9 protein-coding genes and 1 pseudogene are annotated in these 11,806 nt (G+C 70.6%); 2 read left to right on the top strand and 8 right to left on the bottom strand.

Translation table 11 applies throughout. The features are described 5' to 3' along the window. Window positions 1-18: 18 nt before the first annotated feature. From G6022_RS12880 to G6022_RS12855, 6 genes are all read right to left on the bottom strand, one after another. On the bottom strand, window positions 19-831 hold the full coding sequence (locus tag G6022_RS12880) for a creatininase family protein (protein ID WP_182638950.1): 813 nt from the start codon (window positions 829-831) through the stop codon (window positions 19-21). Continuing rightward, window positions 828-2,156: an FAD-binding oxidoreductase gene (locus tag G6022_RS12875; RefSeq protein WP_182610658.1), complete on the bottom strand. Its 1,329-nt coding sequence runs from the start codon at window positions 2,154-2,156 to the stop codon at window positions 828-830. Before G6022_RS12875 ends, G6022_RS12880 begins: the two co-directional genes overlap by 4 nt. Window positions 2,157-2,193: 37 nt before the next feature. Beyond that, window positions 2,194-3,375 (bottom strand): ABC transporter substrate-binding protein, encoded by a 1,182-nt coding sequence (locus G6022_RS12870; protein WP_182610657.1) that lies wholly within the window; start codon window positions 3,373-3,375, stop codon window positions 2,194-2,196. A 134-nt stretch (window positions 3,376-3,509) separates the two neighbouring features. Continuing rightward, complete coding sequence (locus tag G6022_RS12865; protein ID WP_241731206.1) at window positions 3,510-4,460, bottom strand: ABC transporter permease; 951 nt, start codon at window positions 4,458-4,460, stop codon at window positions 3,510-3,512. Continuing rightward, the gene (locus G6022_RS12860; RefSeq protein ID WP_182615979.1) at window positions 4,460-5,224 is read right to left on the bottom strand and encodes an ABC transporter ATP-binding protein; all 765 of its coding nucleotides are present in this window, start codon (window positions 5,222-5,224) and stop codon (window positions 4,460-4,462) included. The genes G6022_RS12865 and G6022_RS12860 overlap by 1 nt, the downstream gene beginning before the upstream one ends. Further along, window positions 5,221-6,627, bottom strand: coding sequence for an amidohydrolase family protein (locus G6022_RS12855; RefSeq protein WP_182691694.1), 1,407 nt, complete (start codon window positions 6,625-6,627; stop codon window positions 5,221-5,223). The genes G6022_RS12860 and G6022_RS12855 overlap by 4 nt, the downstream gene beginning before the upstream one ends. Window positions 6,628-6,808: 181 nt before the next feature. On the opposite strand from G6022_RS12855, the gene G6022_RS12850 reads away from it, so the two are divergent. Both G6022_RS12850 and G6022_RS12845 read left to right on the top strand, forming a co-directional pair. After that, complete coding sequence (locus G6022_RS12850; protein ID WP_182691692.1) at window positions 6,809-7,444, top strand: XRE family transcriptional regulator; 636 nt, start codon at window positions 6,809-6,811, stop codon at window positions 7,442-7,444. A gap of 327 nt (window positions 7,445-7,771) precedes the next feature. Next, a complete protein-coding gene (locus G6022_RS12845) occupies window positions 7,772-9,364 on the top strand; it encodes an HNH endonuclease signature motif containing protein (RefSeq protein ID WP_187701354.1) in 1,593 nt (530 codons plus the stop codon). Between the two features lie 23 nt (window positions 9,365-9,387). On the opposite strand, the gene G6022_RS12840 is transcribed toward G6022_RS12845, so the two are convergent. Continuing rightward, the gene (locus G6022_RS12840) at window positions 9,388-10,935 is read right to left on the bottom strand and encodes an NAD(P)/FAD-dependent oxidoreductase (protein WP_182639995.1); all 1,548 of its coding nucleotides are present in this window, start codon (window positions 10,933-10,935) and stop codon (window positions 9,388-9,390) included. A gap of 198 nt (window positions 10,936-11,133) precedes the next feature. Next, window positions 11,134-11,806, bottom strand: a pseudogene (locus G6022_RS12835) (allantoicase); the annotation flags it as partial.

Here is an 11,806-nt window from a genome sequence, read left to right as displayed (position 1 = left end):
CGGGCAGTTCGGCGGCCGTCATCGCGCACCTCCCCCTGCGGCGACGGCGGAGAGGTCGGCGCCCCGGACTCCGCGCGCCGGGTCGAAGACCGCGATCTCCGCGAGCGCGCCGACGACGGTGGCCACGTGATCGGCCACCAGTCGTGCACCGGTGTCGGGGTCGGCGCCGGTGGGGTCGCCGATCACCCCGGTGTCGGACAGGTCATCGGCCAGCCAGCCGAACTTCACGGGGCCGGTGAACCCGATGTGCTGACACCCGGCCACTCCGGTGGGGATCCTGGCCTCGGCCACGGACATGTCGACGAGGTCCGTGCGCAGGTGGAGCATCATCGACGTCTCGGCCCACCCGGCGTGGATCCCCATGCCGAGTTCGGTGGGGCCGGGGTTGGCCCGACCGGCGTACAGGAAGGTCCGCAGGCCGCTGCGCCGGCGCAGTTCCCGCAGCGCCACCTCCAGCAGGGCGGAGTTGCCGCCGTGGCAGTTGACAAAGAGCACGCGGCCGAACCCGCTGGCGCTCAGTGCGGATCCGAGCTCACGGACCTGGGACAGCAGGGTGTCCGCGGTGATCCACATCGCCCCGGGGAACGAGGAGTGCTCGTCGCTCTTGGTGTACCCGAGGGCGGGCATGAGCCAGGCGTCGACCCCTGCTTCGACGCCCGCCACCGCGCGGGCGGCCACCTCCTCGGCCACGATCAGGTCGGTGGCCAGGGGAAGGTGGGGGCCGTGGGGTTCGATCGCACCGGCGGGGATGACGGCGACGGGATCGCCCCGGCCCACCCGCGCGGCCTCGACGGTGCTCAGGTCCGCATAGCGCCGGGCGGGCCCGATCATTCCTCCCACCGCCCGGGATTGAGCAGGCCGTGGGGGTCGGTCCGGGCCGCCAACGCCCGCACCTCCTCGGTTCCGTGGTCCACCCGGTACTGGTGCGGGGAGTGCACCCTCACGCCCAGCTCCTCCAGGACGGGCACTCCCGCGTAGGCGGCCTCCGGGTCGGTGTAGTGACCGTTGAGCATGCCGAACATTCGGCCGTGGCCGGCCTCGAGGTGCAGGGTTCCGCCCGGATAGACGGCCTCGACCTCGTCCAACCGCTCCACCAGCGCGTCACCCTGGCATTCCATGTGGAACCACGTGTCCGGCTCCGCTTTCTGCAACCAGTGGGTGGGGTGATTGTAGGACAGGGTCGAGACCTTGATGGACTCGTTGACCCCCTTGCGCACCGCTTCCACCACTCCCCCGGCACCGGTGACCAGGGCGCTCACCTCGTCCACGACGGAGGCCTCGACGATCGCGCGCAGACTCGCGCGGCCGGGCGGGATGGCCTCGTCGGGCGGTAGGCACCCGGCCACGTGGGCGCCATCGGCCGAGCAGAGCCGCGGCGCAGGGTCGAGACGGTGGATGCGCGGGACCACGGAGAAGGCGTCGTGGTGATCGTCGAAGCTGGCGTAGAGGCAGCGCCAGTCCTGCAGGGGTTCGATCCTCACGGTGGCGCGGACGATGATCCCCGCGACCCCGTAGGTGTGCACGAACGGCTGGGCGTCCTCCCCGGTCAGGTGCACGATCTCGGCGTCGGGGTGGGCGTAGACCACGTCGAGCGCCTCGACGAACCCCTCGTGGTTGCGGCCGTGCACGATCGTTCCGGTCCCTGCGGACCCCCCGGCCAGGAAGCCCCCCAGCGTGGACTGCACGGTCGAGGGATACATCCACAGCTGGGAGTCGTCGCGTGCGAGCCGCTTCTCCAGGCTCATCATGCGGACGCCTGCCTCGGCGGTGACCGTCCCGGCCTCCGGGTCCACGTCGTCGATGCCCCTCAGGGCGGTCAGGTCCAGCACGAGACCACCGTGCAGCGGCACCACCTGCCCGTAGTTGCCGGTGCCCTTTCCCCGTGAGGTGATGGGGACCCCGCGGCGGACCGCCGCGCGGACGATCGGCGGGACCTGCTCGACACTCGTGGGCCGAACCACCACCTCGGGGCGGCCGATCGGCCACTGCGCACGCAGGATCGGGCTGAGATACGAGCCGTCCTGTGAGGCCTTGTCGAGGCTGCGGTCGTCGGTGAGGACGAGCTCCGGGCCGAGCAGGTCACTCAGATCCTCGACGAGTCCGGCCACGTCCGGGGCCGTGGGAGCCGTCGGCGACGCCGTCTGGGTCTCGCTCACTGGGGTGCCTTCCTGAATCGGGTGGTCACTGGGGGGATCAGTTCATCCCGATGGCCGGGTCGATGAACCGGTTGGTCGCGATGGTCTCCGGTGCAACGTCCTCGGCGATCGCGACGTCGGCGGCCTCGTAGATGCCCGTGACCATCCCGACGATGTCGGCCAGTCGTTCCTCGTCGAAGTTGCCGACCGTCGAGTCGGGACCGTTGCCGACGATCTCCCGGTCGAGCATGGCCTCGACGGCGAAGTCGGCCAGCTCGGAGCTGTAGACCCAGCCGGTGTTGAACTGCTCGACGGCGTCGACGATCACCGCGTTGGTGCGATCCGGGTCCGCGAAGTACTCGACCTCGGCCTGCTGCAGGACCGGAACGAGCATCTCCAGGCACGCGGAGTTGTCCTCGAGCTCGGCCGAGCGCACCGCCATCATGGACTTGTAGATCGGGTACCCGGTGTCGTGGAGCAGCTCGTAGGCCACGGGCTTACCCCACTCGGCGACCTCGTTCTCGTAGATGAACGGCTCGGCGCTGGCGTAACCCTGTTGCGCGACCGACCCGCCGGCCGCCACGAAGTTGGACGGCGACCCGTCGTAGCTGCCGTCGACCTGCTCGGGGTCCAGGATGCCCTCACCGGTGAGGTAGTCCATGTACGCGTTGCCCTCGAAGTACAGGACTCGGGTCCCCTCGTCCTTGAGGTCGGCGATCCGCGCCACGTCGGGGTAGGTCTCCGGGTCCCACATGATCATCTGCGGGTTGATGTCCAGCGGCGCGAACACCCCGATCGTCGGATTGTTGAGCGAGTTCTGCACGGCCTGGTCGGAGTCCACGTAGCCGAGCATGATGTCGGTGTCCTGGTACATCTGCGCGGTGACCTGCTGGAAACCGATTGCCGGGCCACCGGTGCGGATCTCCACGTCCACCCCGGTGTACTCCCCCGAGGCGAACAGCGGGCCCGAGACGGCCTTGGCGCCCGCGTCGATAGTGGGTTCCGGGCCCAGCAGCTCGTAGAGGTGTCCGTGCTCGGCCTCCGGGTTCCAGTCGGTCTGGACGACCACGGTGGCGGGGCAGCTCTCGCTGAGGTCGACGGCCCCGATCTCACCGCTGTATCCGGACGCCGCCTCGGCGGACTCGGAATCGGAACCACCACAGGCGGTCAGTGTGGCGGCTCCGAGGGTGCACAGGGCGGCCACGGAGAGCACGGTCCTGGTGGTGTGGGTGCGGCGCATCTGGGTCTCCTCCCGGGGGCCGGATCAGGCCTCCCGTATTGACGTGATCAATATCTATAGTGAAGCGGTGCTACGTTTCGGTTGTGTTGCCGGTCGGGCAGATGTGGGTTACGGCCGGGGCGAGACTCTCGCCATCACCGCTGGTCGTCGGCGTTGTACCACCGCCCCACCACCTTGCGGGAGAGTAACCCGAAGGCCAGGAACACGGCCACACCGAGCAGCGAGGCGAGCAGGATGGAGGCGAACAGTTCCGGCGACTGCAGCCGCGCCCGATAGGTGTCGATGAGGATGCCGATCCCCGGGTCCCCCTGCTTGAAGAAGAAGTCGCCGACGATCGCCCCGACCACGGAGAGCCCTGCGGCCACCCGCAGGCCCTCGAACAGCGCGGGCAGCGCCGCCGGTGCCTCGAGTTTGCGAAGCACGGTCAGTCGGCCGGCGTGGTGAAGCCGGAAGAGCCTCCGCAGACCCGGGTCCACGGACTTGAGGCCGAACAGGGTGTTCGACACGATCGGGAACAATGCGATCAGCACGCAGACGAACACCCGCGCGGTGAACCCGAAACCGAACCAGAAGCCGATCAGCGGCACCAGCGCGAGGATCGGGATGCACTGCAGCACCACGGCGTACGGGAACAGCGAGCGCTCCGCCCACGTCTCCTGACTCATCAGGATCGCCCACACCACCCCGATCACGAACGCGATCGCCAGGCCGGTCAGGGCGACGACCGTCGTGCGACCCAACGCCTCGAGCATGGCCGGAAAATTGGGCCCGAGGAACCCGTCGGTGATCACGACGTGCGGCGGGGGCAGCAGGAAACGGCGGGCGGGTTCGAGCACGACGTAGCTGACGAAGTACCAGAGGGCCAGGCAGGCGGCCAGGACGACCAGCGGGCCGCCGATCCGCACGAGCGCCCCGTCCGCGGAGATCCGGCGCCGCCGCCCGGTCTCCGCCGAGGTGGGCGCGGTTACCGTGGTCGCCCCGCCCGGGGCCGGGGTGTCGGACCCGGGGTCCGCGTCGGGCTCGGCCGAGGTGCTGCCGGCCGAGGTGCTGCCGGCAGCGGTGGTGGTGGTGGTGGTGGTGTTCATCAGTGTGCCTCCTCCAGAGCCCGGGAAACCTCGCCGACGAGGTTGATGTAGTCGGCCGAGTACCGGACCTCGGGGTCGCGGGGGACGTCGAAGGGGACGTCGATGGTGTGGACGATGCGGCCGGGACGCCCGGACATGACGACGACCCGGGTGGACAGGTACACGGCCTCGGCGACCGAGTGGGTGATGAACAGTCCGGCGAACCGTTTGGCCGCGAACAGCTCCAGGAGCTCGTCACCGAGTCGCTGCCGCGTGATCTCGTCGAGGGCCCCGAACGGCTCGTCGAACAGGAACAGCTCGGGCTCCAGCGTCAGCGACCGGGCCAGCGACACCCGCATCTTCATCCCGCCGGACAGTTCTCGCGGCAGGGAGTGCTCGAAGCCGGTCAGCCCCACGAGGTCGATCGCCTCCTGCGCCCGCTGCCGCCGCTCGGCCTTGCCGATCCCGTCGAGCTCGGCGAGCATCTCGACGTTCTGGGCGACGGTGCGCCACGGCAGCAGCGTGGCGTCCTGGAAGACGTACCCCACCCGGTCGGTGCCGGTCTGCATGTAGCCGTCGGTATGGGTCGCCAGGCCGGAGGCCAGCCCGAGCAGTGTGGACTTGCCGCACCCGGAGGGTCCCACCACGCTGACGAACTCTCCGGCCCCCACGCGGAGATCCACGCCCTCGAGCGCGCGGGTGCCGTTGGGGTAGGTGACCCCGACGTCGGAGAAACCGAGTATCTCGGTACCCGGCCGGAGGACGGGGCGGGCTGGGGTCGTCATGGTGCCTCCTGGAGATCGGGCGGGTGGGTCGAGGCCTGTGTGAGGGTCGAGGTCTGTGTGAGGAAGGGGTCGACGAGGACGGACGCCCTCGCGGACACCATGCGGCCCGCGCGAAGCACGATCCGGTCCACGGGCGCGTCGGCGATCACGTCGTCGAGCCCGCTCGCGCGCACGAGCAGCAGATCTGCGCGGCGGCCGGGAGCGGGACCGGCGGGCGGCAATCCCATGACGTCGCGGGCGCCGTCGGTGACCAGGTGCCATGCGGTGTCCATGTCGAGGTGGGCAGCGATGACCAGCAGCATCGCCGTCTCGATCGCGTCGGAGCGGCCGACCGGGTTGAACGGGTCGCGCACGTTGTCCGCACCCGCGCCCACGGTGACGCCGCCGTCCAGCAGTGCCCGCACGGGGGGCAGCCCGCGCGGCGTGGACGTGCATTCCGCCCGCCCCTGGAGGTAGAGGTTGGTGACGGGCAGTGTCACCACTCCCACACCCGCGCCGCTCAGCGCGGTGGCAGCGGCCGACTGACCGGACGCGTCCATCGTGCCGATCCGGCAGCAGTGACCGGCCGTCCGGATTCGGCCCGGTTCCCACGAGGCCACCCGGTCGGTGAAGGCCGTGAGCATGCCGTGGTCGCCGTCGAGGAACTCGTCGACGTGCAGGTCCACGCCCACCCCGAGCTCTTCGGCCAGGTCGATCAACCTGTGTGTCTCCGCGGCGGTGTCGGGGGCGATGTGCGGGGCGCCACCGATGAGGTCGGCCCCGGCCGCGATCGCGTCGCGGGCCCGCTCGGCGGGGTCCTCATCGCGGACCATCACCGCGATCTGCAGGTCCAGCACGTCCGCGAGCTCGTCGCGCACCCGGACCATGGCCCGGACTCCGCGGAGCGGGTCACCCTCGCTGTGCAGATCCACATGGGTGCGCACCGCCGTGGTGCCGCTGGCCACCAGTCTCCGCGCCGCCGCCAGCGCCCGTCCGTGGATCTCGTCCTCGTCCACGGTGACCGCAAAGGCCCGCCACGCGTCGATCGCGGCGCCCAGATCGCAGCCCGGTGGGCGCGTCGCACCCCAGCTCAGGGCCTTGTCCAGGTGGGCGTGCGGTTCGGCGGGCGCCGTGAGGGCCATGTAGCCGCGACCGTCGATCACCGCCGGCCCCACAGGCCCCGACCCCCCGGTGGTGTCGACTCCCGCGTCGGTGACCGCCACGACCACTCCGCCCGCGATGTCCACGTCGACCACCCGGCCGTCGAGCAGCCCCACCCCGGCGATGCGGTCGACCTGCCTCCCGGCGGTGCCGTCCGGCTCCGGGGCGGTGATGCCGGACCTGGCGGTTGCGCCGTCCAGCCTCGGGGCGGCAGCGCCTGGCTCCGGGGACCCTTCTCCACGCTGGCGGGTGAGTGTGTCCACTGACTGGGTTCTCCTGCTCTGCCGGACCGTCCCCGGCCGGGTCGGTGTGGTGCCTTGCGCTTTCGACCAGGACGCGGGATATTGACCTCGTCAATACAGATCAGTGTCACGGGTCGGTGTTTCGCCCGGATTACCCCGCCGGATCTGATCTGTAACCGCTCACTGACGATGGGAGACACCGGTGTCGGGGTTACGTGGCGACGGACTCGCGCGCCTGGGTGCACGCATCCGGCACCACCGTCAGCAACTCGGCCTTACCCTCGTGGCGGTGGCCGGCCAGGCCGGCATCTCGCAACCGTTCCTCAGCCAGATCGAGCGTGGCAAGGCGGCCCCGAGCATGTCGACGCTCGAGGGGCTCGCCCACGCATTGGGCACCACACAGGCGCACCTACTCGAAGCGGTCGACGCCGTCGCCCCGACGCCCGGAGGCCCCGACGCGCCGGCGGGCGACCCGTCGACGGCAGGCGACTCGCCACCGGCGACGGGCGGATGCGTGGACATTCGTCGCGCCTCCGAGGGCGCCGTCCTCACCCGCGCGGAGGGCACCGTCGGAGGGCACACCCGACTACTTCCGGGCGGGCCCAACGACACGCAGTTCCTCGAGTTCGTGGAAACCAATCACGTGCCGGGCCGATTCTTCGAACACCCGGGCCGCGAATGGGTGTACGTCACCAGGGGCACGGTCCTGCTCGAGGTGGGCGAGTCTCTCAGCCGACTGGAGGCGGGGGATGTCGCGAGGTACGACGGCACCCTCCCCCACCGCTGGTACGTGCCCGAGGGCGGGCAGGCCTGCCTGATCGTGGCACGACCGGGCTGAGTCACCGCCCCACACGGTTCCGACCTGCGTTGCCCTGCAGGGGCCGAGCAGGGCACCCCAGGTCGGGACCACCGGATCCGCACCCGCACCCGCACCCGCACCCGCACCCGCACCCGCACCGAATCATCCCGTGCCATCCCGCGCCGCCCGGAGTCCCTTCTTTTCCACGGACACTCTCCCGCCGGCACTCCGCCGAACCCCGTCGGACCGTCGCCCCACACCCCGCTGACCTGCGATGCCCTGCACGCCGCGTGCAGGGCATCGCAGGTCAGGCCCACGGAATCCACGCCTCCACACCGTGTCAGATCTCGAACATACTATCGAACCATGATCGCGACACCTCCCCCTGCTTCCGACGACGTCGAGCCTCCCGAGGCGCTCATCCCGCCTCCCGGATTCACCACGTGGATGGGGCCCGCACTCCCCGTGCTGGTCCCCGAGGCGTTCGCCCGGTGGGACCCGGGCCAACAACGCGGCTACCTCGCCCAGAGGACGATCTGCGCGGCCGAGGGTCGGACGCTCGCCTACGCCTACGACTGTGTCCGTTCCGCCACCGATCGTTTCGCCACCGAGCACGACCGCCATCGTGATCCGTGGGACGCCGCCGCCACGATGATCGGCGCCTCTATGGCGCTCTCACGCCACGGCGCATCCCGTCTGGTGACCACCGCGGTCGAACTGACCGAACGGCTCCCCCGAACGGCGGCGCTACTGGCGACGGGGTGGATAGGAATCCTCGCCGCGCACACCATCGCCGAGGAGACAGCCCTTGTGGCCGATCACCTCATGCCCGAACTCGATCGGCGGATCAGCGACGGGTTGGCTCCCACCAGGCGCCGGACCCACCCGCCGAGGCTCGGCCCATTGCGCAAGATGCTCATCAAGACCGTCGCGGCCTGCGATCCACTCGGTGCCGATGCCCGCGCCCGGCAGGCGCGACGTGACCAGGACGTGGAGCTGGTGCCCCTCCGGGACGACCGTGCGATCATCTCGGCCACACTCACCGCCGAGGACGCGCTGGAGATCGCGGACCGTATCGAGGCCCTCGCCCGCACCGCCTCGGCCGACGATCCGCGCCCCCTCGGCCAGCTCCGCGCCGCCGGATTGCTCGCGCTCAGCCGCGGCTGGGCCTGCCTGCCCGACCCGCAAGGAGAACACCCCGCCGACCCGGAAGCCCGGTCTGCGGCTCGCCGGGTCATCATCCACGCATACGACGATGGCACCCCGGACAATCGCGGCATCACCCTCGCCGGGTACGGGCCGATCACCCGGCACACCGCCGAGGAACTGCAGCGCGACGCCAGGCGGCGGGTCAACGCACTCTCCGAACTCGCGGATCCGGACACCGCCGCTGCGCGGCGCCACACCCCGTCCGAGGCCCTGGCCCGCTTCTGTCGGGGGCGCGACGGTACGTGCGTTTTCCCCGGCTGCCAGACCTCCGCCGAGAAATCCGACCTCGACCACATCGTCCCCTTCGACCATGACCACCCCGACCAGGGCGGACACACGACGTGCGACGACCTCGGCACCCTCTGCCGCTTCCACCACAGACTCAAGACCGACGGGGTGTGGGCCTACTACCGGGAGACCGACGGTTCATACGTGTGGATACACGGCCCCCACCACCCGGACAGGGACCCCGCAACCCGCATCACGACCTTCCCCACGGGGCCTTTCGCCGGCCACGCCGCACCACGACACCCTGAGGCGAGCCGACTACAGCGGGAGGCAGCCGAAGCGGGTGAGACCGGCTTCGGATCGGCCGAGTCGCGGCGGCGACCCCACCTGCGCCACCGTCGCGATGTCGAGAGACGCAACCTCCGTGCGCAGGCTCGACTCTGGCGACAGGCACCACAGACCGGTCCGGTGTCTCCGCCCACGCCGTCGACTCCCCTGTCGGACGAGGAGCCCCCGTTCTGATGGGCTGCGCGCGACTCTCGACGTCAGAAGCGCGAGCTCGTCGGATACCACCCGTCGGAGGCGTCGTGGGGACCGATGGATCGGACCTCGATGTGCTCGAACGACGCGAAGTCACCGGCGAGCCTGTCCCAGTTCTCGCGGGTGATCGCAGTGGTGATCGCCGAGGCGATCCGCCCGATCCCGCCGTAGATCCCGGAGAGCTGGTTCCCGGTGACGCCCATGGAGGCCCGCGCTCCGGTCGAGAAATGGTGCAGGCGGGTGAGCCACGGGGCGGTGCCCGGATCGCGTTCGGTGAACTCGAACCCCGGACCCAGGTAGGGACTCCGTCCGGCCGGGTGATCGACCGCGGGAGGGTGGCGGTCGGACCACAACGCGATGTCGTCGACGAACTCGGTGAGCTCCGGACGCATCTGCAGGTCCACCTGGTATCCGGTCGCGGACAGCACGACGTCAGCGTGGAACCGCCCCCTGGTGGTGTCGATCGCGATCTCCTGCCCACCGGTGCCGGTGTGGACCATCGAGACTGCGTTCCACCCACAGCCGGTGTGCAAGGCGAAGCCGGAGTGAGTGAAGCACCGCCACACCGCGTGCTGCGTGGGCGGCTGCGGAAGACCTCCGGACATCACGCCGAAGTCCCACTTGCGCTGGTCGTCCAGGTCGTAGAAGCGCTCCTGCATGCCCGGGAACTCCATCCACCGCAGCGGGTTGGAGGCCGGGACCGTCGCCCGTCGCACGAACACATGCGCCCGGACGGCGCCGTGGTCCAGCGCGGTGGCCGCGTTGTCGAACCCGGAGGCGCCGCCGCCCAGCACCGCCACCCGCTGACCCCGCAATGCGGTGAAGTCGATCGGGTCCTCCGTGTGGAACCAGCGTTCGCGGGGCAGAGAGGAGATGAACTCCGGCACGCGCACCCCGCCCCCGCCCGCGAGCCCGAGCGCGCAGACGATGCGCCTGGCGGTCAGCGTGGTCTCCTGTCCCTCCGGGCCGCGCAGTTCCACGGAGAACGGCCCGTCCGGGGTGGCGGGGCGGTGGATCGCGGTCACCCGGGTCCGATGGTGGACGCGGACACCCGTGACCTCCCGGTACCAGCGCAGGTAGTCGTTCCAGTCCAGGCGGGGAATGAGTTCGACGGCGGCCCAGGCGGCCTCTCCGTAGACGGCCTCGAACCAGCGCCGGAAGTGGAGGGACGGGACGTCGAATTCGATACCCCTCATGTGCTTGGGGCTGCGCAGGGTGTGCATGCGGGCGTAGCGGTCCCAACAGCCCACCTCGTGCTCCGGACCGTCGTCCACCACCAGGACGCGGTCGATCCGCTGGCGCTGCAGTGCGAACGCCGTGCCCAGACCGGCCTGCCCGCCGCCGATCACCAGGACGTCGAGTTCGGTGGACCCGGGGACGCGGGGGATCCAGTCGCGGGCATGGCTGGTGGCGGAGATGTCCTCGTGCACACGGGCCCGGAGGGTCGCCAGTCGGACGTCCGCGTCGGGCAGGCGGCGGGAGGTCCGGGCCCCGGTCCCGGGTTCGGTGGTCCCGGGTTCGGTGCTCACGGAGTCGGTGGTGACGGAGGTCATGGCGGTGGATCTCCCGGGCTCAGCGGGCCCGGGTCGATGTCGCGGGCCCACCCGGGTCCTGTGCCCGGGCGGACACCACGGCGATGCCTGACTGATGACTCGACCGCCGGACCGTGGGACCCGGCGGTCGGATCGGCGGGGCCGACCGCACCATCGTGGTGTCGAGGCCGAGTCTGGCAGCACGGCTTTTCGACCGTGTTACGAGTGCATGAGCCCGGTGTGCCGGGCTTGGGCGTGCCGGGCTCGGGCGACCCGTGCGGCGAACAGGACGAGTGCCTCGGAACTCAGCCTTCCGTGAACGCGCAGACGAGCGATACCTCCGTCCGGGAACACGTCGAGTCGGACGAACCGCACCGGTTCCGCCGCGCCCGACTCGTCTCCCGGCCGAGACCCCGACCCGGGTCCCACCAGGAATCGGTGTCGACAGTCCGGTTGCAGCGGCGTACGCGGGACGAGGTCCACCCACCGGTCGGGGTGTTCGAGGTCGTCCGCGCGAGCGATCCCACGAAGCGACGCCATCCCCGGGGCATTGCCGATGTAGTAGGAGGTGTCGATCTCCACGTGGTCGACGGTCCCCTGACCGGCGAGGCCCACTGTGACGTGGTCGTTGCCCCCGTCGCGCCGCCGGGCGTTCTCCCAGCCTTCGCCCATGACGCGGGAGCGGCCTGGGGCGATGATGTTGGACGGCGAGGAGTAGAACAGGTCCGAGCAGTCGACCACCCGTCCCCCGTTCTCGGCGGCCGCCAGGTCGACGGTTCCGCGAAGGAACGCGGGGTCGGGTGTCGGCTCACCGTGGACCCGCAGCCGCGCGACACCGCCGTCCGGGATTATCCGCAGGCGAACGTGGGTCACGGCCACGGGATCGGACACC

This window comes from Dietzia sp. Cai40 (assembly GCF_014145165.1).
GTDB lineage: Bacteria > Actinomycetota > Actinomycetes > Mycobacteriales > Mycobacteriaceae > Dietzia > Dietzia natronolimnaea.
This window is presented reverse-complemented; position numbering and strand designations above follow the sequence as displayed.